This window comes from Azonexus sp. (assembly GCF_041909095.1).
GTDB lineage: Bacteria > Pseudomonadota > Gammaproteobacteria > Burkholderiales > Rhodocyclaceae > Azonexus.
Genome location: NZ_JAYREB010000002.1, coordinates 16,295 through 38,160 on the forward strand (window position 1 = coordinate 16,295; position 21,866 = coordinate 38,160).

The 21,866-nt window shown below is 65.3% G+C and carries 17 protein-coding genes, 3 tRNA genes and 1 pseudogene; 11 read left to right on the forward strand and 10 right to left on the reverse strand.

Annotation, left to right across the window (positions count from 1 at the left end; genetic code table 11):
* The first annotated feature begins 11 nt into the window (after window positions 1–11).
* The 3 genes from ACE3OV_RS06855 to ACE3OV_RS06865 are packed head-to-tail and all read left to right on the forward strand — an operon-like array spanning window position 12 to window position 4,354.
* A complete protein-coding gene (locus ACE3OV_RS06855; protein ID WP_374326249.1) occupies window positions 12–2,159 on the forward strand; it encodes a peptidase M50 in 2,148 nt (715 codons plus the stop codon).
* A complete protein-coding gene (locus ACE3OV_RS06860; protein ID WP_374326250.1) occupies window positions 2,152–4,140 on the forward strand; it encodes a preprotein translocase subunit SecA in 1,989 nt (662 codons plus the stop codon). Before ACE3OV_RS06855 ends, ACE3OV_RS06860 begins: the two co-directional genes overlap by 8 nt.
* Window positions 4,141–4,165: 25 nt before the next feature.
* Window positions 4,166–4,354: a hypothetical protein gene (locus ACE3OV_RS06865; RefSeq protein WP_374326498.1), complete on the forward strand. Its 189-nt coding sequence runs from the start codon at window positions 4,166–4,168 to the stop codon at window positions 4,352–4,354.
* On the opposite strand, the pseudogene ACE3OV_RS06870 reads toward ACE3OV_RS06865, so the two are convergent.
* From ACE3OV_RS06870 to ACE3OV_RS06890, 5 genes and pseudogenes are all read right to left on the reverse strand, one after another.
* Window positions 4,346–4,510: pseudogene (locus ACE3OV_RS06870) on the reverse strand (DUF6538 domain-containing protein); the annotation flags it as partial. The gene ACE3OV_RS06865 and the pseudogene ACE3OV_RS06870 sit on opposite strands and share 9 nt — an antisense overlap.
* A 54-nt stretch (window positions 4,511–4,564) precedes the next feature.
* Window positions 4,565–4,641 (reverse strand) — tRNA-Asp (locus ACE3OV_RS06875).
* A gap of 141 nt (window positions 4,642–4,782) precedes the next feature.
* Window positions 4,783–5,943, reverse strand: coding sequence for a M23 family metallopeptidase (locus ACE3OV_RS06880; RefSeq protein WP_374326251.1), 1,161 nt, complete (start codon window positions 5,941–5,943; stop codon window positions 4,783–4,785).
* Window positions 5,944–6,236: 293 nt separating this feature from the next.
* Window positions 6,237–6,312: transfer RNA gene (locus ACE3OV_RS06885), tRNA-Glu, on the reverse strand.
* Window positions 6,313–6,339: 27 nt separating this feature from the next.
* A tRNA-Ala gene (locus ACE3OV_RS06890) sits at window positions 6,340–6,415 on the reverse strand.
* Between the two features lie 301 nt (window positions 6,416–6,716).
* On the opposite strand from ACE3OV_RS06890, the gene ACE3OV_RS06895 reads away from it, so the two are divergent.
* The gene (locus tag ACE3OV_RS06895; RefSeq protein ID WP_374326252.1) at window positions 6,717–7,820 is read left to right on the forward strand and encodes a sugar phosphate nucleotidyltransferase; all 1,104 of its coding nucleotides are present in this window, start codon (window positions 6,717–6,719) and stop codon (window positions 7,818–7,820) included.
* 9 nt (window positions 7,821–7,829) lie between these two features.
* Here ACE3OV_RS06895 and parC read toward each other — a convergent pair whose 3' ends face one another.
* Entirely contained in the window at window positions 7,830–10,229 is a 2,400-nt protein-coding gene (gene parC, locus ACE3OV_RS06900; RefSeq protein ID WP_374326253.1) for a DNA topoisomerase IV subunit A, read from the reverse strand.
* Between the two features lie 150 nt (window positions 10,230–10,379).
* On the opposite strand from parC, the gene ACE3OV_RS06905 reads away from it, so the two are divergent.
* Window positions 10,380–11,735, forward strand: coding sequence for a sodium-dependent transporter (locus ACE3OV_RS06905; protein WP_374326254.1), 1,356 nt, complete (start codon window positions 10,380–10,382; stop codon window positions 11,733–11,735).
* A gap of 10 nt (window positions 11,736–11,745) precedes the next feature.
* On the opposite strand, the gene ACE3OV_RS06910 is transcribed toward ACE3OV_RS06905, so the two are convergent.
* Both ACE3OV_RS06910 and ACE3OV_RS06915 read right to left on the reverse strand, forming a co-directional pair.
* The gene (locus tag ACE3OV_RS06910; RefSeq protein ID WP_374326255.1) at window positions 11,746–13,332 is read right to left on the reverse strand and encodes a diguanylate cyclase domain-containing protein; all 1,587 of its coding nucleotides are present in this window, start codon (window positions 13,330–13,332) and stop codon (window positions 11,746–11,748) included.
* Window positions 13,329–13,652: a hypothetical protein gene (locus ACE3OV_RS06915; RefSeq protein ID WP_374326256.1), complete on the reverse strand. Its 324-nt coding sequence runs from the start codon at window positions 13,650–13,652 to the stop codon at window positions 13,329–13,331. Before ACE3OV_RS06915 ends, ACE3OV_RS06910 begins: the two co-directional genes overlap by 4 nt.
* A 178-nt stretch (window positions 13,653–13,830) precedes the next feature.
* Here ACE3OV_RS06915 and ACE3OV_RS06920 point away from each other — a divergent pair, with 178 nt between their 5' ends.
* A complete protein-coding gene (locus tag ACE3OV_RS06920; RefSeq protein WP_374326257.1) occupies window positions 13,831–14,319 on the forward strand; it encodes a tetratricopeptide repeat protein in 489 nt (162 codons plus the stop codon).
* 20 nt (window positions 14,320–14,339) lie between these two features.
* Window positions 14,340–15,173 carry a hypothetical protein gene (locus ACE3OV_RS06925; RefSeq protein WP_374326258.1) on the forward strand — a complete coding sequence of 278 codons (834 nt, stop codon included), beginning with the start codon at window positions 14,340–14,342 and terminating at the stop codon, window positions 15,171–15,173.
* Window positions 15,174–15,228: 55 nt separating this feature from the next.
* On the opposite strand, the gene ACE3OV_RS06930 is transcribed toward ACE3OV_RS06925, so the two are convergent.
* Complete coding sequence (locus ACE3OV_RS06930; RefSeq protein WP_374326259.1) at window positions 15,229–17,145, reverse strand: radical SAM protein; 1,917 nt, start codon at window positions 17,143–17,145, stop codon at window positions 15,229–15,231.
* Between the two features lie 205 nt (window positions 17,146–17,350).
* Here ACE3OV_RS06930 and dinB point away from each other — a divergent pair, with 205 nt between their 5' ends.
* The 4 genes from dinB (at window position 17,351) to ACE3OV_RS06950 (ending at window position 20,799) form a co-directional block, all read left to right on the forward strand.
* On the forward strand, window positions 17,351–18,499 hold the full coding sequence (dinB, locus tag ACE3OV_RS06935) for a DNA polymerase IV (protein ID WP_374326260.1): 1,149 nt from the start codon (window positions 17,351–17,353) through the stop codon (window positions 18,497–18,499).
* Window positions 18,500–18,552: 53 nt separating this feature from the next.
* Complete coding sequence (locus ACE3OV_RS06940; protein ID WP_374326261.1) at window positions 18,553–19,422, forward strand: EamA family transporter; 870 nt, start codon at window positions 18,553–18,555, stop codon at window positions 19,420–19,422.
* Between the two features lie 85 nt (window positions 19,423–19,507).
* Complete coding sequence (locus tag ACE3OV_RS06945; protein WP_374326262.1) at window positions 19,508–20,605, forward strand: methyl-accepting chemotaxis protein; 1,098 nt, start codon at window positions 19,508–19,510, stop codon at window positions 20,603–20,605.
* Entirely contained in the window at window positions 20,605–20,799 is a 195-nt protein-coding gene (locus ACE3OV_RS06950; RefSeq protein WP_374326263.1) for a DUF3079 domain-containing protein, read from the forward strand. Before ACE3OV_RS06945 ends, ACE3OV_RS06950 begins: the two co-directional genes overlap by 1 nt.
* Here the strand turns inward: ACE3OV_RS06950 and ACE3OV_RS06955 are convergent.
* Window positions 20,793–21,830, reverse strand: a complete 1,038-nt coding sequence (locus ACE3OV_RS06955; RefSeq protein WP_374326264.1) for a patatin-like phospholipase family protein — start codon at window positions 21,828–21,830, stop codon at window positions 20,793–20,795. The two genes, ACE3OV_RS06950 and ACE3OV_RS06955, sit on opposite strands and share 7 nt — an antisense overlap.
* Window positions 21,831–21,866: the final 36 nt, after the last annotated feature.

The following is a 21,866-nucleotide window of genomic DNA, read 5'->3' on the forward strand; positions in this document are numbered from 1 at the left end:
CTGTCCATGACATGACGCGTAGCCTGTTCAGCTCGTCCTGGCACAGCGTGGCCGATCTTCGGCCCCGCCTGCTGCCGCAGGCGCGTATCTACCGTCACGTCTATCGCGGCCAGGTCTGGTATGTCGTGCAGGACCAGACGGGGGGGCGCTATCATCGGCTTTCGCCGGCTGCCCACAACCTGCTGCTCGGCATGGACGGCACGCAGACGGTGCAGCAGCTATGGGAGAAGGCCAACCAGTCGGGGCCTGGCGATGCCTGCACGCAGAACGAGATAGTCGATCTGCTGGTGCAGTTGCATGCCACCGATCTGCTGCAGGCGGATACCAATGCCGATTCGGCGGCGCTCTTCGATCGCTATCGCAAGAAGCGCCATGCCAGCCTCAAGCAGTTTTTGCTCAACCCGATGAGCCTGAAGCTGCCGTTGTTCGATCCGGATCCCATTCTGTTGCGGTGGGCGCCTTATTTTGCCTGGTGCTTCTCGCGGGCCGGCGCTTTGGTCTGGCTGCTCTGCGTTCTGCCGGCTCTCGTTCTGGCGGGGCAACATTGGTCGGAGTTGACCCGGAACATGTCGGATCAGGTGCTGTCATCGAGCAATTTGCTGGTCATGGCTTTTGTCTTCCCGCTGGTCAAGCTGTTTCACGAATTCGGGCACGCTTTCGCCAGCCGGGTATGGGGCGGGCCCGTGCACGAAATGGGGGTGATGTTTCTGGTCTTTGCGCCGGTCCCCTATGTCAATGCTTCGGCATCATCGGTTTTTCCGTCGAAATGGCGGCGCACGGTAGTGGCGGCCGCCGGCATGCTGGTCGAGCTTTTTCTTGCCGCCCTGGCGCTCTATGTCTGGTTGCTGGTCGAGCCTGGCCTGGTGCGGGCCGTCGCCTACAACGTGATGGTGGTCGCCGGGGTGTCAACCCTGATCGTCAATGGCAATCCGCTGTTGCGCTATGACGGTTACTACATTCTGGCCGATCTCATCGAGATGCCGAATCTCGCCCAGCGCGGCCAGAAGTATCTGGCCTACCTGTGGGATCGCCATGTGTTTGGCGCGCATGATGTGGAGGCGCCGCAAGAGGGGCCAGGCGAAAAACGCTGGCTGGTTTTATATACGCCGCTTGCCTGGTGCTATCGGGTGTTCGTCACGGTCTCGATCATCTTGTTCGTGGCTGGACAGTTTTTCATTTTCGGTGTGCTGATCGCCCTCTGGGGCTTGGTCTCCCTGATCGGCATGCCGCTCTGGAAAGCGTACCGGCACGTTGTCCGTGGCCCCGCCCTGCAACGCCATCGGGCTCGCGCTGTGCGGATTTCGCTGGGGCTGCTGAGTCTGCTGCTGTTTCTGCTCTTCGTCGTGCCGATGCCCTTGCGCAGTCGCGCCGAAGGCGTTGTCTGGTTGCCCGATCAGGCGATCGTGCGGGCTGGGGGCAATGGTTTTTTCCGGCGCTGGCTGGTTGAGCCGGGAAGGTCGGTCAGCAAGGGAGAGGCCTTGTTCGAACTGGAAGATCCCTTGCTGAGTACCGAACTGGAAGTGGCGCGGGCCAAGGTCGCCGAAGCCGAGGCGAAATACCGCTCGGAACAATTCGTGGATCAGGTCAAGGCGGCCCAGTCGGGGCGCCAGCTCGAACAGGAAGAAGCGGTGCTGGCCAGGCTTGAGGAGCGGGCGGGCAAAATGATTGCCTATGCCGAAACCGAGGGCGTGCTGGCCGTCGCCGCTGCGCAGGATATGCCCGGGCGCTATCTGAAAAAAGGCGAGCTGGCCGCTTATGTTCTCGAACAGAACTCGCTGATCGTACGGGTCGTCGTGCCGCAGAGCGATATCGACCTGGTGCGCAGCCTCTTTCGCTCGGCCGAGTTGCGGCTGGCTGACCGGGTGGGAGAGAGCCATACGGCAACGCTGGCCCGCATGCCGGCCGGCGGGGTCGAGGAGTTGCCAACGCCGGCACTTGGCATTGCCGGGGGCGGCCAGATTCCGACACTGCCCAGCGACGCCGATGGCGTCAAGACGACGGAGCGGATTTTTCTGGTTGACCTGGCCTTGCCGGCCGATGTGCCGGCGACCGCTTTTGGCGAACGGGTTCATGTGCGTTTCGGGCATGGCTGGGAGCCGCTCGCCTGGCAGGGCTTTCGCCGTCTACGCCAGCTTCTGTTGAGCCAGTTCAATGTCTGATGTCCGTGCCCTGCTGATCGGTCGCGGCATCGAGCTGGGCGACGGCGCTTATCTCGAGCGTGCCGATCAGCCTCCGCACGCCGTTGAAGCATGGCTGCGCGACTTGCTTGCCCGCTTTGCCAGCGGTAGTGTCAGGCGCAACGGCAGTTTCGTGCGCCAGGTCAATGCCCTGGAAAACGAGATCAAGGCTTTGACGGATGATGCCCTGCGCACGGCGATGCGCTTGGTCTCGGCGCGGATGTCGGCGGCCGGATTCCGCGATGACTTGCTGGCTCGCGCTTTTGCCATGGTGCGCGAAGCGTCGAAGCGAACCCTGGGGATGCGCCACCACGACGTCCAGTTGCTGGCCGGGCAGGCTTTGCTGCGCGGCCGCATCGCCGAGATGGCTACCGGCGAAGGCAAGACGCTGGCTGCGACCTTGGGCGTGTGTGCTGCTGCCATGGCGGGCGCCGCCGTGCACGTCGTGACGGTCAATGATTACCTGGCAGAGCGCGATGCCGAGGACAACGCGCCGTTATTCGCGTTCTTTGGCCTGAGCGTCGGGGTGGTCAAGCAGGATATGTCGATTGAAGACCGGCGCGTGCTGTATGGCCGCGACGTCGTCTATGTCTCCAACAAGGAACTGACTTTCGATTATCTCAAGGACCGGATCGCCCTGGGGGCAACGCTTGCGTCACAAATCAAGCTGCGTCGCCTGAGCCGGGGCGGAGGGGTGCCTGGCGGCATCCTGCGCGGCTTGCATGTCGCCATCGTCGACGAGGCCGATAGCGTGCTGATCGACGAGGCGAGAACGCCGTTGATCATTTCGGAAACCCTGCCCGATGATCTGGGCGAGGAGGTTTATCAGCAGGCCATCGCTGTTGCCGGGCTGCTTCAGCCAAAGCTTGATTATGTCCGGGGGACGCAGCGCGACATCTGGCTTTCGGCCGCCGGGGAGGCTACCGTGGCGGAACTGGTCAAGGATTTCGGCGGTGTCTGGAAATCGCCGTTGTGGCAGAAGGAACTGATCGGCAAGGCGCTCTCAGCCTTGCACCTGTTTCAGCCCGACCAGCACTACATCATTGCTGAAAACAAGGTGCAGATCGTTGACGAGTTCACCGGCCGGGTCATGCCCGACCGGACCTGGGAGCGGGGTCTGCACCAGATGATCGAGGCCAAGGAAAAATGCACGATCACCGGGCAGCGTCGAACCTTGTCGCAAATCACCTATCAGCGCTTTTTTGGACGTTACCTTCTGCTCGCCGGTATGACGGGAACGGCAAAGGAAGTCGGGCCGGAACTCAAACGGGTCTATGACCTCGACGTGACGCGCATTCCGACACATCAGCCGACGCGTCGCCAGCGCCTGCCTGACCAGCTTTTCCGGACATCCGACGAGCGCTGGCTGGCGGTGGCGGCGCGTGCGCAGGCAGTGGCCGATGAAGGGCGGGCCGTGCTGGTCGGTACACGTTCGGTTGAAGCTTCCGAGCTTCTGAGCCAGTTACTGGCTGCGCGCGGGGTTGAGCATACGGTCCTGAATGCCCGCCAGGACAGGGCAGAAGCCGATGCGGTGGCGCAGGCCGGCCAGCCCGGTCGAATCACCGTGGCGACCAACATGGCTGGGCGCGGCACCGATATCAAGTTGGCGCCGGAAGTCGAAGCGCGTGGTGGCTTGCATGTCATCCTGACCGAATTTCACGAGAGCGCGCGGGTTGATCGGCAGTTGTTCGGGCGTTCGGCCCGGCAGGGCAATCCAGGTTCCGTCGAGGCCATCGTCAGCCTGACCGACGAACTTTTCCAGCGTTACGCCCCGACGCTGCTTCGCCTGGGGCTGCCTTTCCTGCCCGGTGCCGAAAGGCCGAGCGCGCTGCTGCTCAAGGGGCTGGTCCGCTTTGCCCAGAGCCGAGCCGAAACGCAGAATCGGCGTATTCGTCTAGACACCATCCGGCGTGATCGCCAGTGGCTGAAAGCGCTGGGCTTCGTCGGCAGTGAGCGCAAGTAAGGCGCCGTGGCATCCTGGCGATCGTTTGCTTACCGCTGACTTCCCCAAACGCATTCCGCGCGAGCAATTCCCCCTTGCCCTCGTCGGGCTGCGCAGTGCGCTCCAGCCGTTCAAAAAGCGCTTGGCACTGGTTTCCGGTAAAGATGGCTTTGTCGGCCTCGACAGCGACTTTCTTGCAGAGGCTGACGGCTTCGGGGTAATTCCGACCCAGTGACTTTTTGATTTCCCGCTTGCCGATGAGCGAACGAAGCTCTTGAGGAATGCTTTGGCGGAAATAGTAGGTATGGTTCCTGAGGGTCATGTAGGGAGGCATGTCCAGTCCCTTCTGACTGAACTTTGTACCCTGTCTTTGTACCCTTTTGCTCCCCATGGTGACTGATTGTGTCAATATAATCAGTCACTTGGGAATGAATTGGGAATGAATTGGCGGAGTGGACGGGGCTCGAACCCGCGACCCCCGGCGTGACAGGCCGGTATTCTAACCAACTGAACTACCACTCCGCGCTAAACCTTGGCTTGCTGACTGCGCCGGTTGTGAAACCGGGCTGCGGCTGGGATACGCCGTGCAGCAACCGAAGCCGCGCATTATAGTGAACTCGGTCGGGTTGCGCAAGGTGATTTTTCATTTCTGCGTTTGCCCCCTCAGGATTTTCCCTGCCAGCTGCGATCGATGGTCAGTTGCAGCGCTTGATCCTGCTCCAGGCGCGCGAGCAGGGCGCGGGCCTGCTCACTGAATTGCGCGAGATGGGCGGGGTCGATTTTCTTGCCGGGGAGGAATTTCTCGTTGAGCGGGTTGACGAACTTGCCTTCGTGCGCGACCCGGTAATCGAGATGCGGGCCGGTGGAGATGCCGGTCGAGCCGACCTGGCCGATGACCTGCTTCTGCTCGACGCGGGCGCCGCGACGGATACCCTTGCCGAGGCGCGACAGGTGGTTGTAGTAGGTTTCGTAGCCGGCGCGGTGGCGCACCCTTACCTGGATGCCGTTGCCGCTGTTGCGGCCGGCGAAGGTGACGACGCCATCGGCCACAGCCCACACCGGCGTGCCGGCGGGGGCTGCGTAATCGATCGCCAGGTGCGGTCTGACGCCGCCGAGCACCGGGTGCGGGCGGCGGTAGGTGAAACCGGAGCTGATGCGCGAGAATTCCAGCGGTGAGCGCAGGAACATCTTTTTCAGAGAATTGCCTTGGGCGTCGTAATAGCTCAGCCGTTCCGGATCGCTGCCGGGCGCGGCAAAGCCGATGCCGGTCAGGGTCTGCTCGCCGCTGATGTACTGGGCGGCGAGGATGCGTCCGAAATCGACCGGCGCGCCATTGGCGTAGCGCGCTTCGACCAGGATGCGGAAGCTGTCGCCCGGTTGCGTGTCGGCCGTGAAGTCGAATTCGGATTCGAAGATCTGCACCATGCTGAGTAGCGCCGAAGGGGCGACGCTGCCATCTTCAACGGCATCCCAGAGCGAGGTCCTGACTTCGCCCTGGCGCACCTCGACGCGGATTTCCGGTTGGATTTCACTGCGTTCGACTTTCCAGTGCCCGTTGCTGTTGATCGCCTTGAAATGCAGCCAGGGGCTTGGCGCGTGAACGAGCATGCTTGCCTGGCCGCTGTCGTCATGGTGCAGCTGGAAGCTGTCGCCCGGGCGCAGAAGGCGCAGGTTGGCGCCGGCCGCCTCAAGCGCGGTGGTGATCTGGTAGGCCGTTTCGGACGGGATGTCGTGGCGCAGCAAGGCGGCGACCATGGTGTCGCCATTGGCGAGGGAAATCTTCTGGCCTGCTGGCTGGGTCGCTGAAGGCTGCGCGCTTGTCACGGCAGCGGCAGCTGCGGGGGCTTGAAGTCTGGGCGAGCCGGCTGGCCAGAACAGCCAGCCAAGCAGGGCGGCAAGGGCGGAGAGACTGACGGTCGCGCGTGTGAACGCGCGGGAGCGGTGGATCATTGCTTGTCACTTTCTTGCGTCGTGCGATACACGAGGTCACGGAAAGGAGCGCAGATCACTCACGGCGAGGCAGGCTCGCGGGTGTGGATCAGAGAGACGTGGCTCGGTTCCGTATCCGGATGGAAGGTGCCTGAGCATTGTCCTGGGTCAGGTACTTGGCCTGATCTTGGCGTCCCCACGGGGATTCGAACCCCGGTTACCGCCGTGAAAGGGCGGTGTCCTAGGCCTCTAGACGATGGGGACCCGGACATTTTGCAGTGATTCGGTGCCTGGTGGAGGTAAGCGGGATCGAACCGCTGACCTCTTGCATGCCATGCAAGCGCTCTCCCAGCTGAGCTATACCCCCAGTTCCGAGAGACAGCCGAATCATTTTCCAATTTGCCGCCGTGGCGACGAACCGGAAATACAACAAAACCTGCTCTGGAGCGGCGAACCGTAATGGCGCTTTGTTTTTGCTGCCCGGTTGCTGTCTCCAGCGCGGCGCGAACTATAGCACAGCTTTTTCCGGCTTGGGTAGGGGCTGCGCGATTTGATTTGTCGCTGCGCCATCATCTGCCTGCAACATGCGCTCGCTACGCTGATCGTCGCCCGGCCGGCCGGCAGGGGGCGAAGGAAAATTTTGCGGGCGACGGAGGAAGCAGGCAGCAATGGCCAAGGGAATGATACTGGCGGCGGGGCAGGGAACGCGGGTGCGTCCGCTGACCAAGTCGATGCCGAAACCGATGGTGCCGATCCTCGGCAAGCCGGTGATGGAGTACCTGATCGAGCACATGACGCGTTACGGCGTGCGCGACGTCATGGTGAACGTCGCATTCAACCATCGCAAGATCGAAAACTACTTCGGCGACGGCCGGTGCTGGGGGATGAACCTTGGCTATTCGTACGAAGGGGCGCGCGATCATGGGGAGATTGTTCCCAAGCCGCTGGGTTCGGCCGGCGGCATGCGCAGGATTCAGGATTTCGGCGGCTTCTTCGACGAGACGACGTTGGTCATTTGCGGCGACGCGCTGATCGACCTCGATATCGCGGCGGCGTTGCGCGAACATCGCGAGAAGGGCGCGCTGGCCAGCGTGGTGACGCTGGAAGTGCCGCTGGCCGACGTGCCGAACTACGGCGTGGTGGTCGCCGACGACGACGGGCGGGTGCTGTCCTTCCAGGAAAAGCCGCAGCCGGAAGTGGCGAAGTCACGTTTGGCGAGCACCGGCATCTATATTTTCGAGCCGGCAGTGCTCGAGCTGATTCCGCCCGGCGTGCCCTTCGATATCGGCAGCGAACTGTTCCCGCTGCTGGTCGAGAAAGGCTTGCCCTTCTACGCCCAGCGGCGCCCTTTCAACTGGATCGACATCGGCCGCCTGAGCGATTACTGGGAGGTGTCGCAGCGCGTGCTGCGCGGTGAGGTCGAGCAGATGGAGATGCCGGGCGAGGAAGTCGCGCCCGGGGTCTGGGTCGGCCTCAACACTTCGGTCGCCTGGGAGAGCGTGAAGCTGGTCGGGCCGGTCTATCTGGGGGCCAACGTGCGCATCGATCCCGGTGTGTCGATCATCGGTCCGGCCTGGATCGGCCATGGCAGCCACATCCGTTCCGGGACACGCATCGAACGCTGCGTCGTCTTCGAATACACGCGCATCGGCGAGACGCAGCAACTGCGCGAGATGATCGTCTCGCCGCAATACTGCGTCGGCCGCGATGGTGTCGCGCACTACCTGGGCGAGGACGACTCGCCCTACCGTTGGGGTGACGCGCGCGGCTGAAGCAGCGCCTTACTTGCGCGTCGCGCGCAGCGGCTTGCCCTTGCCACCGCGATTGCCCCGGCAGCTCTCCAGGCGTTCGCCCTTGAGCTTGCCGGCGACGCCGTCGACCACCGGCTCGATCGCTTCCAGCGCGGTCTTGCCGGGCGCCGCGTCGATCAGCTTGAGGCCGCGTCCTTTGCCGAGCAGGCGGAGTTCCTCGATCGGGAAGACCAGGGCGCGACCGTCCTTGGTGAACACGGCGATCTCGCCATCGGCCGGGGCCGGCTGGAAGATGGCGGGCGCTTCGCCGGCGTCGAGCGTCAGGAAGGCCTTGCCGGCCTTGCCGCGCGACAGCAGGTCCTCGCCCTTGACACGGAAGCCGTAGCCGCCTTCGCCGGCGACCAGGTAGGTCTTGTCGGCCGAGATGGCGAGGGCGAGCACCAGTTTGCCGCCGTCCTGAAAGTCGGCGAGCGAGGTGGCGGGAACGCCGTCGCCCTTGCCGCCGGGCAGGTCGGCGGCCGGGATGGAGTAGGCGCGGCCCTTGGTGTCGAGCAGGATCAGGTGGTTGACCGTGCGGCAGGGAATACAGGCGAGCAGGCTGTCGCCGGAGCGGAAGGTGAGTTGCGCCGGATCGATGTTATGGCCAGTGCGTGAGCGCAGCCAGCCGTGCTTGGAGACGATCAGCGTGGTCGGCTCGTCGGGGATCGAGACGTTCTTGGCATCCGACAGGGTGACGCGTTCGGCGGCTTCGATCAGGGTGCGGCGCTCGTCGCCGTATTTCTTGGCATCGGCGTCGATCTCGGCGGCGACGCAGTCGCGCAGCGCGCTTTCGGAGTCGAGCAGCTTGTTGAGGCCGGCGGCTTCCTCGCGCAGTTTGGCGAGTTCCTCGCCGATCTTGATGCCTTCGAGACGGGCCAGCTGGCGCAAGCGGATTTCCAGGATGTCCTCGGCCTGAATCTCGGAGAGCTTGAAGGCGGCGATCAGGTCGGCCTTGGGGGCGTCCGATTCGCGGATCACCTTGATCACCCGGTCGATGTCGAGCAGGATCGCCTGCCGGCCTTCGAGGATGTGGATGCGCCGTTCGGCGGCGGCCAGCCGATGGCGGGTGCGCCGCTCGACGGTGCTCAGCCGGAAGCGGCACCATTCGGCGATCATGTCGTAGAGCGTGCCCTGGCGCGGCGCGCCGGTCAGGCCGAGCAGCGTCAGGTTGATCGAGGCGTTGGTTTCCAGGCTGGTGTGGGCGAGCAGCAGGCGGACCAGGTCGTCCTGGCCCTGGCGCGAGCTGGCCGGTTCGATGACCAGGCGGACGTCGTGTTCCTTGCCCGATTCGTCGCGCACGCCACTTTCGCCGATGGCGGAAAGGAAGGCGGCTTTCAGGTTGAGCTGTTCCGGGGTGAATACCTTCTTGCCGGCCTTTTCCTTGGCCACCGGGTTGGAGCAGGCTTCGATCTCCGACATCACGGTGGCGGTGGACACGCCCGGCGGCAGTTCGGTGACGACCAGACGCCACTGGCCGCGCGCCAGCGCTTCGATCTTCCACTTGGCGCGCACGCGCAGGCTGCCGCGACCGCTCTTGTAGGTGGCGGCGATTTCCTCGGGCGTCGAGATGATCTGCGCGCCGCCCGGGTAGTCGGGGCCGGGCACCAGGCGCAGGACTTCGTCCTCGCTGGTTTGCGGGTCGCGGATCAGCGCGGCGGCGGCTTTGGCGACTTCGCGCAGGTTATGCGCGGGGATTTCGGTGGCCATGCCGACGGCGATGCCGGAAGCGCCGTTCAACAGGCAGAAGGGCAGGCGCGCCGGCAGCAGGCAGGGTTCGTCGTTGACGCCGTCGTAGTTCGGCTTCCAGTCGACGGTGCCTTCGTCGAGTTCGCCGAGCAGCAGTTCGGCGATCGGCGTCAGGCGGGCTTCGGTATAGCGCATGGCGGCGGCGTTGTCGCCGTCGCGCGAGCCGAAGTTGCCCTGGCCGTCGACCACCGGGTAGCGCAGGCTCCAGTCCTGCGCCATGCGCACCATCGCGTCGTAGACCGAGGAATCGCCGTGTGGGTGGTACTTACCGATCACGTCGCCGACGACGCGCGCCGACTTGACGTGCTTCGGGCTCTTGTACAGGCCCATCCGGTGCATCGCGTAGAGGATGCGCCGCTGCACCGGCTTTTGGCCGTCGGCGTTGGCCGGCAGGGCGCGGCCGGTGACCACGCTCATCGCGTATTCGAGGTAGCGGCGGGCGGCGTAGTCGGCCGGTGGCGGAATGTCCTCGGCCGGGCCCTGGGCGGCCGGCGGCAGCGGCGGCAGGTCGGCGTCGTCGCCGAGCGGCGGCGGGGCGGCCTCGGTAACCGCAGCTTCGGGGACGATGGCCGGCGCGGCCGGTTCGGCAGGGGTTTCTTCCGGTACGGCGGGGGCTGGCGAGAACAGGTCGAATTGGTCGTTCATGATGGGACTGCAGGGATTCCGGTCGGGGGCGAATGTATCACGCGGGCCCGGCGCGTGGCGCTGGCACGGCTGCCGTCTAGGTGAAATCCCCAAGTTTGGCCGCGCGCGGGGGCGCGTAGAATCCTGCCCCTTGAAATTCGGGACGGCATCATGACTACCTCGCAAGGGCCGCGCGCCCACTGGTCCAATCGTTGGGCCTTCTTCCTGGTCACCGTCGGTTCGGCGGTCGGCCTCGGCAATATCTGGAAATTCCCCTACATGACCGGCAGCAACGGCGGCAGCGCCTTCGTGCTGGTCTATCTGGCCTGCATCCTGGCCATCGGCGTGCCGCTGCTGATGGCGGAAACCCTGCTCGGCCGCCGCGGCCAGGGCAATCCGGTGGCGACGATGCGGGTGCTCGCCGACGAGGCCGGCGCTACTCGCTGGTGGCAGGTGATCGGCCTGATCGGGATTGTCGGCGCCTTCATCATCCTCTCGTTCTACAGCGTGGTTGCCGGCTGGGTACTGGAATACACCTGGCGCGCCGCGTCCGGTTTCGCAGCACTCCCCAAGGAAGCCTTTGCCGATGCCTTCGGCGCCTTGCTGGCCAGCCCGGGGAAGTTGATCTTCTGGCATACGGTGTTCATGGCGCTGACCGCGGCGGTGGTCCTCGGCGGCGTGACCAGCGGCATCGAGCGGGCCAACAAGATCATGATGCCGGCGCTGTTCGCCATCCTGGTCTTCCTGGTTGGCTATGGCGCGCTGGCCGCCGATCTGCCGGCGGCCTTCCGCTTCCTGTTCCATTTCGACCCGTCGGCGATCAACCGCGGCGTGTTGTTCGCCGCCATGGGCCACGCCTTCTTCACACTCAGCCTGGGCATGGGGGCGATCATCACCTACGGTTCCTACCTTGGCCGCGAGGTGTCGATTCCGCGTACCTGTCTGGCGATTGCCGCCGCCGACACCGGCGTTGCGCTGCTCGCCGGCCTGTCGATTTTCGCCATCGTCTTTGCCCAGGGGCTGGAGCCGGCGGCCGGTCCCGGCCTGCTGCTGCAGACCCTGCCGCTGGCTTTCTCGCAGATGCCCGGCGGGCATGTCGTCGGCCTGGTGTTCTTCGTGCTCGTTGTTTTTGCCGCCTGGACTTCGGCGATCTCGCTGCTTGAACCGGGCGTGAGTTTGCTGGTCGAGCGTTTCGACCTTGGCCGCAAGGCGGCAGTGACGCTGCTCTCATCCGGCGTCTGGCTGCTTGGCGTCGCCGTCGCGCTGTCGTTCAACGAATGGAGCGCTTTCAGCCTGTTCGGGCTCGGCCTGTTCGATCTGCTCGACACGCTGACCACCAAGATCATGATGCCGCTGGCCGGCCTGTTGATCGCGCTGTTTGCGGCATGGACGATGAAGCGCGCCCACGTCGAGGAGGAGGTGGGGCTGCGCGGCGGCGCCTTCCGTCTCTGGTACGGTGTGGTCCGTTACGTTTCGCCGGTGGCGATCGTCCTGATCTTCCTCAACGTCATCGGCATCCTCGGCTGAGCCAGCAGGTTCAGGTCCAGCAGTAACGGCCGCGTCCCTGTTCCTTGGCGCGGTACATCGCCTGGTCGGCGGCGATCAGCAACTGCTCGCCGTCGGCATCGCCGACGGCGATGCCGATTGATGTCGACAGCCGGCAGTCATGCCCGGCAATCGCGAACTCCGGCGCAAAGATGGCGAGACACTTTTCGGCGACCTTGGCCACGACACGCTCAGCGTTGTCCGTGAGGTCGGAGATCAGGATCACGAACTCGTCGCCGCCGACGCGCGCCAGCGTGTCTTCCTGGCGCAGCATGCCGCCGAGCCGGCGGGCGACTTCAACCAGTGCCTGGTCGCCGGCTTCGTGCCCGAAACGGTCGTTGATCGGCTTGAAACCGTCGAGATCGAGAAACAGGATGGCAATCCGCGTCTGGTTGCGTTGCGCCCGCGCCAGCGCCTGGGACATCCGGTCGGCCAGCAGCTTGCGGTTGGGAAGGCCGGTCAGCGGGTCGTGATGCGCCATGTGGGCGAGTTCGGCGCGACTTTCCAGCAGCTTGCTGAGCATCCGGTTGAAGGCGCCGGTGAGATGGCCGACTTCGTCGTTACGCGCCACCGGCAAGGTGGCCAGCGGGATTTCGCCGAGCGTCATCAGGTCGGCGCGGCGGGCGGTTTCCATCAGCGGGCGCAGCATGCTGCGCATGACGATGACCATGAAGACGATGAAGGCAGGCAGGATGACCGCCGTGTTTTTCAGGATGAAACTGCGCAAGCGATCCAGGGGCGCAAAGGCTTCTTCGGTCGGCTGGCGGGCGACGACAAACCAGTTGCCGCTGGGTACCGAGGCGGTGGCGGCGATTTCCTCGGTGCCGGCAGCGTTGACCGTGATGCCGGTGCCGCGGAAGCCGCGCATCGTCCGGTCATGCATCGGGTTGACGCCGTCGGCCGGCGTCGGGCGCAGCACCCTGCCTTGGTCGGAGGCGGCGACAAACAGCCTGTGTTCCGGCGAAACCAGGAGCAGGCCGCCGCTGTCGCCGATCCGCGTGGCGTAGAGGGCAGCCATGAAATTGGCCGAATGCAGGGCCGAATAACCCACCAGGACGGCCGTCACCGCATCGTTTGCGTCACGCACCGGTACCGCCATCGGCAGGATGGCGCCAGTCGCCGGATCGTCGATGAAAGGTCGGCCGATACTGCTTTTTCCGGCCAGCGCCGTCTGGAAATAGGCGCGCTCGGCGAGCGAACTACCGCTGCGCCCTGGATGCGGGGGGTAGTCGAGTCTGACCCGGCCAGCGCGATCGACCAGCAACATGCCGTGTGAAAACAGGGGGTTCAGGTTCTGGGCCTGGCCGAGCCGGGCCTGCCAGTCGGCCGGGTTGGTGACGCGGCCGAGGTTGCCGGCCACCCGTTCCAGCAGGCGCTGGCGGTCGGCGAGATCGCGCTCGATGTCCTGGGCCACATAGTTGGCGATCGCCAGCAACTGGTCGGCCGTCTGCTTCTGCAAGTCGTCGCGCAGGTAATTGCTCAGCAACACGGTGCGTCCCAGCGCGCCGATCAGCAGCAGGGCGATGCCGAGCAGGATCAGGCGGCTGGTCAGACTGCTGGGGATGAGGCTCGGTTTCATGGGGGTTGGGCCAGGGTCTTGCGTGGCAAGCTTACGCGAGATGCGGCATTTTTGAAAAGTTTCATAAATGCAATATTTGCATTGATTTCGTGGATCTGATTTGCCGCTGCTGCGGCTTGCGGTGTCGCTGCCTGGCAAGTCATGGCCGGAATTCTGCTGTTTATTCCGATGGCAATCCGCGTCTGTTTTGTCCCTGGCATAAAGCAGTGCCGAAAAACTCCGCCGCTTGGATATTCCGCCAATTGAAACGATTGGTAAAAATGAATATCACATACTTGCTGTCCGTCATTCGGTCGCGGATAATCCAAGCGCTTTGGCATATTCCCATGTCAAATTTGTCGGGGTTTCATTTTGCTGCGAGTGGAGGGCGTGATGCCGAGAGCCGGGTTGTTTTCCATGTTGTTGGGTCTGACTGTCCTTGCCGCACACGCACAGGACGCGCCGCCGACCATCAGGATTTGTGACGAAAGCGGTTGTTCCGAACGGCCGCGCGATACCGTGACTTTCCCGCCCCTGCTTGACGCGGCGCCGGCCATGAGCCGCCAGCAGGCGGAACTTGTCGCACTCGCCGATCAGGATCCGCGTGCGGCCTACGATCTCGGGCTGCGGCATTTCCGGGGCGATGGCGTTCCCCAGGACAGCTACCGGGCGCTCGAGTGGATGCGCAACGCGGCATCGCGTGGCTATCTGCCGGCGCAGACGGCGGTAGGGCGTCTCTATCTGAGTGGTCTCGAGGAAATGGGTGCCGATCCGGCAGAAGCGGAAAAGTGGTTGCTGATGGCTGCCGGGCGTGGCGACAAGGAAGCCGGCAAGCTGCTCGCCGAGGCGCAGAAGGCCAAGCAGGACGAGATCGCTTATCAGCGCTGGCGGGAGAGTCAGCGCGAGCAATCCCGGAATTTCTGGCTCGGCATGTACGAATACCAGTGGCAATGGCGCGATGACGATCACTGGCACGAGCGTCACATGTCCCGATCCGGCCGTTATTGAGTTTTGCAGGAGTCTTGAAAATGTTCAAACAGAAGTGCTTTTCCATCCTGGCCCTGTCGTCGCTTTCCTTCATGCTCGCCGCCTGTGTGACGCCCGGTGCCGGCGGTTCGGTGACGACCGGTTCGCCCGATGCAACGGCGGTCGGTGGTTCGGCCAGTGGCTCGACCAGCGTCGGCGCCAATGCCGGTCTGGAGCGTTGCGCCAAGCCCTTGGGCACGCTCGCCTTTGACGACGGACGCGGCAAGGAGTGGTACGGCAGCTTCGGTCGCGCCACCAAGGTGACCCGGATCGATCCGCTGATCCGTCTGGCCGTGCAGCAATCGAACTGCTTCGTGCTGACCTCGATCGGCAACAACCGGACGGAAAGCAAGATTTCGGCAATCACCGACAAGCAGCGCAACTCCGGCGAGTTCCGGAGCGGCTCGAAGCAGCAGAAGGGGCAGCGGGTTGCCGCCGATTACTACATGGAACCGTCGATCGTCATCGACGACTCGCCGACCGGCCGCATTGCCGGCGCGCTCGGCGGCTTGATCGGTCACGGCGGCGCGATCATCGCGGCTGGTGCCGAAAGCAAGGTTTCCGTCGTCACCCTGACCTTGTTCGATATCCGCTCCGGCGTCCAGTTGGCCTCCGCCGAAGGTAACGCGACGGCGAGCAATTTTGGCGCCGCGCTGGGCGCGTTCGGCGGTCGCGCGGCTGGTGGCCTCGGCGGATTCTCGCAGACGCCGGAAGGCAAGGCGACGGTGGCGGCGTTTTCCGATGCCTACAACAAGATGGTGATCGGCCTGCGCAACTACAAGGCGCAGAACGTCGAAGGTGGCTTGGGGCGTGGTGGCAGCCTGCAGGTAAACTGAGCGGCGCACAGCTTGTGCGGACGCCGGCGCTCCCTGTCGAGGGAGTGACCGGCGTTCAGCCGTTTAGGGCGTTCAGCGCACGGGCGATGCAATCCCGCCTGACGCGCGGTTTCGGTACCCGCTCTTCGAACCAGCGGCGCACGTCGTCGTCGAGGCAGATGCCGTGCATGTAGTTGTACAGCGCCTTGTTCAGGCCCCGGCCGAGACCGGCATGGTCGACGCCGGTCGGGTCGCTGAAGGCGACGTCGTTTTTGGCGAAGCCCTTGAACGGCGCCGGCCTCAGTGTGATGCCGTATTCTTCGGGATTGCGCCCGACCGGCGAATGCACGGTGCACGCGAAGCGATGGAAGAAGCCGGACTGGATGCAGCCTTCGGCGAACAACTGGCGCACGTACTCCAGCGCATCGACCGTGTCCTGCACGGTCTGCGTCGGGAAGCCGTACATCAAGTAGGCATGGACCAGGATGCCGGCGTCCGTGAAGGCGCGGGTGACGCGCGCCACCTGATCAACCGAGACGCCCTTTTTCATCAGCGCCAGCAGGCGGTCGGAGGCGACTTCCAGGCCGCCGGAAATGGCGATGCAGCCGCTGTCGGCGAGTTGCAGGCAGAGTTCGGGCGTGAACGACTTCTCGAAGCGGACGTTGCCCCACCAGGAAATCGCCAGATTGCGCCGTTGCAGCTCCTCGGCCAGCGCGCGCAGCGCCTTCGGCGGCGCTGCTTCATCGACGAAATGGAAGCCGCTGTGGCCGGTCTCGTCGATGACGCGCTCGATGCGGTCGACCAGCGTGCTGGCGTTGGCGGCCTCGAAGCGCGAGATGTAATCGAGGCTGACATCGCAGAAGCTGCACTTCTTCCAGTAGCAGCCGTGGGCGACGGTGAGCTTGTTCCAGTGCCCGTCCGACCACAGCCGGTGCATCGGATTGAGCATGTCGAGAAGCGACAGGTAACGGTCGAGCGGCAGGCCGTCCCAGGTTGGCGTACCGACGTCTTCGAAAGCTACGTCCGGTTCGCCGCAGGTGAACCAGCGTACAGCGCCATCGACGCGGGTGAAGGTACGCAGCAGGTTGAGTCGCGGCCGCTGCCCGGCCAGGTGCTCGATCAGCGCCAGCAGCGGCCCCTCGCCATCATCCAGTGTGACGTAATCGACGTAGTCGAAGACGCGCGGTTCGGCCAGTTCGCGCAGCTCGGTATTGACCCAACCGCCGCCAAGGACGATGACGATGTTGGGATTCTTCGCCTTCACCGCCTGGGCGATGCGGAAAGCGGCGTAGACCGAGCCGGGGAAGGGCACCGAAAGTAGCAGGATGTCTGGCCGCTCGCGTTCGACGGCGGCCAGCGCCAGTCGGGTCAGCGTCGTATCGACCAGCGTCGGCGGTGCCGCCAGCGCCTGCGCCAGCGGCTCGAAGCTGGGCTGGCTCTGGGCCAGCGATTCGGCGTAGCGGACGAACTCGAAACGCGGGTCGGCGGCTTCGCGGATGACGTCGGCGAGGTCGTTGAGGAAGAGCGTCGCCAGGTGGCGGGCGCGGTCCTGGATGCCGAGCGCGCCGAAGGCCCAGCCGAGCGGATCGCCGCTGCCGTCGTCGACGTAATGCTCGAGCGCCGCGAAGCGCGGCCCCTCGGGCAGGAAGGCGCGGGTGCAGATGCGGTGCGCCAGCGAGCCGTCGCGCCCCTGCAGCAGCGCCAGCGCCGGCCCGGTGGCGACGCGGTAGCGCTCGAACTGGTTGAGGAAGGTCTTGATCGTCGGCGAGCGCTGCTTGCGCGGCAGCGCTTCCGCCGCCGCCCGCAACTGGTCTAGGCCGGCCGGCGACAGCAGTTCGAGAACGGTGCCCAACGCCAGGTCGGCCTGCGTCGCGTGGAAGCCGTGCGACCGCAGGAAGCCAGTCAGGTAGGCCGTCGCCGGGTAGGGCGTGTTCAGTTGCGTCAGCGGCGGGATCAGCGACAGCAGACGAGGGCGGGCGGGTAGGACAGTCATGGCCGGCAGTTTACCCGGAGCGCGGGGGAAAGGTGAGGCGAAGCCGCTCCGGCTGCCTTGCTTAAAGATTGAGCGACGCAACAAAAGCCCTTCTGCGTCAGTCGGCTAGATTGCCCGCCCAGTGCGCTTCCACAGACTTATCCACAACTTTCGGGGATAAGCTGAAGGCTGGCGTGAGCAGGGTTTCGGGATTTATACTGTGGATATGAACAGTCATCGACGCATTGCCCACCTCGACATGGACGCCTTCTTCGCTTCGGTCGAGCTCCAGCATTACCCCATGCTGCGCGGCCAGCCGGTGGTCGTCGGCGGTCGCCGCGTCGACCGTCCGCTCGAGCAGGCCGACGGCAGCCTGCGTTTCGCCCGCCTGCGCGATTACGTCGGGCGCGGCGTGATCACCACCTCGACCTACGAGGCGCGGGCGCTCGGCGTGTTTTCCGGGATGGGGCTGATGAAGGCGGCGCAACTGGCGCCCGACGCCATCCTGCTGCCGGCCAACTTCGACGCCTATCGCGATTACTCGCGGCGTTTCAAGGCGGCGGTGGCGAGCGTCGCGCCGGTGATCGAGGACCGCGGCATCGACGAGATCTACATCGACCTGAGCGGCATCGCCGAGGACAGCCTGCCGCTGGCCCGGCGGATCAAGCAGGCGGTGTTCGCGGCGACCGGGTTGACCTGTTCGATCGGCATCACCCCGAACAAGCTGCTGGCCAAGATTGCCTCCGACCTCGACAAGCCCGACGGCATCACCATCCTCGGCGCCGACGACGTGCCGACGCGGATCTGGCCGCTGGCGGCGCGCAAGATCAACGGCATCGGCCCGAAGGCGGCCGAGCGGCTGCGCGCGATGGGCGTCGACACGGTCGGCCAGCTGGCGGCGGTGGCCGAGAGCGAACTGGTCCGCCGCTTCGGCGCCAGCACCGGCAGCTGGCTGTGGCGTGCCGCCCGCGGCATCGACGAACGGCCGTTGGTGACTGAGCGCGACCCCAAGTCGGTGAGCCGCGAGAGCACCTTCGAGCGCGACCTCGACGTCGGCCTCGATCGGGCGGCGCTGTCCGAGGCCTTCACCGGGCTGTGCGCCCGGGTTGCCGACGACCTCGCGCGCAAGGGGCTGGTCGCGCGCACGATCGGCATCAAGCTGCGCTTCGCCGACTTCAGCACGGTCACCCGCGACCTGACGCTGCCGGAACCGCTGGCCGACGCCCGGGCGATCCGCCAGGCGGCCGGGCAGTGCCTGAAGCGCATCGCGCTGGGCAAGCGCATCCGCCTGCTTGGTGTGCGCGCCGCCGGGCTGCAAGCGCCAATGGCGACGCCGGCAGCGGCGGCAGTCCAGGCCGAGCTGCAACTCTTTTAGCGCTTATCGCCCCCAGCCATTATCATTCGCGCTTTTTGTCGCTGGCCGTTCTCATGTCCTACCTGCTCATCGTCAACCTGATCTGGTCGTTTTCCTTCAGCCTGATCGGTCAGTATCTCGCCGGCCAGGTCGACAGCGACTTCGCGGTCCTCGCCCGAGTTGCCGTCGCCGCCCTGGTCTTTTTGCCGTTCACCGTCTGGCGCGGCTTGCCGGCGCGGCTGGCGGCGGGCTTCTGGCTGGCCGGGGCGCTCCAGTTCGGCATCACCTACCTCTGCCTGTACCGCAGCTTCAGCGTGCTGACGGTGCCGGAAGTGCTGCTGTTTACGGTGCTGACGCCGATCTACGTGACCCTGATCGAGGACGCGCTCGAACGCCGCTTCAACCGCTGGGCGCTGTTCGCCGCTGCGGTCGCCGTTGGCGGCGGCATCTTGATCCGCTGGCAGCCGCTGGCCGGCGAATTCCTGTGGGGCTTCGTGCTGCTGCAAATCGCCAACGCGACCTTCGCCGCCGGCCAGGTGCTCTGTCGCCACCTGCTGCTGCGCCACCCGATCGAACTGCCGCTGTATCGCTTCTTCGGCCATTTCTTCCTCGGCGCGCTGATCCTCGTGCTGCCGTCCTTCCTGATCTTCGGCAACCCGGACAAGCTGCCGGTGACGGCGATGCAGTGGGGCGTGCTGCTGTGGATGGGCCTGTTCGCCACGGCGCTCGGCTTGTTCTGGTGGGTCAAGGGTAGTGTTCGCGTCGATGCCGGTACGCTGGCGGTGATGAACGAACTGCATGTGCCGCTTGGCCTGCTGGTCAATCTGCTGATCTGGAACCGCGATGCCGACCTCGCCAAGATCGCGCTCGGCGGCAGCGTCATCCTGCTGTCGCTGGCGATCAACCGCTGCGGGCGGCGGCCGCCGCCGCTGGCCGCAAGCTGACCGCGGTTTTGAGGGATATCAAGTTCGCCGGCTTAATTCCTGAGTAAATTACTCAACATTGATTGAGTGACAGGCAGGAAGCAGCATGTTTGGAATCCGGACCCGGCGCGAGCTGGCGGCAGTGGTGGCCGAGAATCACCAGATCAGGACGCAGTTGCTGGCCAGCGAGGCCGCCGCCGCTGAGTTGCGGTGCCAGCTCGCCGACGACCGGGCGGCGAACCAGGCGCTGCTGGCGCGACAAACGCTGCTCGATGGCGTGCTCGGCAACATTCCCCGTTTCGGCAGTTCGCTGGCCGGTATCCAGCAGTCGTTTTCCGGCCTATCCGGGCAGTTGACCGAAGAAGCGGCGAGCGCCCGCGAGGCCGCCGCCGAATCCGACGCCAATCGCGCCGCCTTCGAGCAGATCGCCGCCAGCCTGCACGCGATGTTCGGGCGCATCAGCGCCGCTGGCGACAGCGTCGAGAGCCTGACACGGCGGGTCGGCGAGATTGGCGGCATCGTCCGGCTGATCCAGGAAATCGCCGAGCAGACCAACCTGCTGGCGCTCAACGCGGCGATCGAGGCGGCCCGCGCCGGCGAGGCCGGGCGCGGCTTCGCGGTGGTCGCCGACGAGGTGCGCAAGCTGGCCGAACGCACCGCCCGGGCGACCACCGAGATTGGCACGCTGGTTGTCGGCATTCAGGCCGAAACCGCCCAGGCCAAGGCGACCATCGATCTCGGCGCCGGCGAGGCGGCCCGCCACGGTGCCGAAAGCGAGGCGGCGACGCAGAGCATGCAGCGCCTGCTGGCGATGTCGCAGCAGATGCAGGCGGCGATCGCCTCGTCGTCGCAGGTGGCCAGCGCCGAGCTGGCCAACGTCGAGGAATTGCTGCTCAAGCTCGAGGTGTACAAGGTCCTGCTCGGCCTCTCCGACCTTGCTCCGGAGGCCTTGCCGGACGAGACCGAATGCCGGCTCGGTCGCTGGTACTACGAGGGCGAGGGCAAGGCCGGCTTCTCGCGGCTGCCCGGCTACCGCGAGATGGAAAGCCCGCACAAGGCGGTACACGACCACGCCCGCCAGGCCGTCGCCTGCTATCGCCGCGGCGATCCGGCCGGCGCGCTGCAGGCGCTGACGCGGATGGAAGAGGCCAATCTGGCGGTGATGCGCGGCATGCAGCAGATCCTCAACGGCGGGCACGGCTGATGGCCAAGAAGTTTCCGCTACATCCGAAGCACCCCGAGCGCATCTGCTGGGGTTGCGACCGCTATTGCCCGGCCGGCGAGATGGCCTGCGGCAACGGCTCCGGGCGCACCCAGCACCCGGCCGAACTGCTCGGCGACGACTGGTACACCTTCGGCGACTGGGGCATCGTCGTCGAGGAACCGCCAGCTCAGTAGAACAGCGCGCCGAGGTCGAGCGTCGGTTGCCGGCCGAGCGCTTCGCGCTTGCCGTCCAGCCAGCGGCGGGCGACCGCCCGGCCGAGCGCGTGCAGTTCTTCGAAGAACTGGCGATTGACCGCCAGCTTGCTGTCGCCGGGCAGCTCGCCGAGTACGCTGTCGGCGCTGATGGCGTGGAAGCGCAGGCGGGCGAAGCGGCGTTCGAGGCGGGCGATCGGCAGGCGGTCGAGCAGCCAGTCGGGGAGCGGATTGCTGTCGCCGATCTGCTCGCGCAGGTGGGCGAACATCCGCATCTCGCGCAGGAAGGTCGAATTGAAAGCGAGTTCGCGCAAGCGTTCGCGGATTTCCTTGGCGCTCTCCGGCGTTTCCGAATAATGCAGCGGGGTCAGCAGGACCAGCATCAGGTCGGCCGACTGGCAGTGATAAACCAGCGGGAAGACCGCCGGATTGGCGCTGTAGCCGCCGTCCCAGTAGGGTTCGCCATCGATCGTGATGGTCCGGTGGACGGTCGGCAGGCAGGCCGAGGCAAGCAGCACGTCGGCCGACAGTTCAGGGTTCTGGAACAGGCGCAGCTTGCCGGAGTTGGCGTGGGTGGTGGCGATGAACAGCTTGACCGGGCTGCCGGCGCGCAGGGCGGCGAAGTCGATCTGGCGTTCGATGACGTCGCGCAGCGGGTTGAGGTCGAAGGGATTCAACTGCTCCGGGCTGAGGTGGTCGGTCCATTGCAGCATCATCTTCAGCGCCGGCGCCATGCTCGCCACCTGGTTGCCGGCGAATTGCGCCGGCAGGGTGTCGGCGATCGCCAGCCAGAAATCGGCCAGCGCCTGCCGCGCGCCGGCGCGGCCGCCGTGCAGCAGGCCGTGGGCGAGACAGACGGCGTTCATGGCGCCGGCACTGGTGCCGCTGACGCCCTCGAAATCGATCGATTCGTCCTCGAGCAGCGCGTCGAGCACGCCCCAGGTGAAGGCGCCGTGGGCGCCACCGCCCTGCAGGGCGAGGTTGATCCGGGCGGGCAGGGCTGGACTGGACATCGGCAGGGACTCCGCGGTGACGACGCCCCGATGATA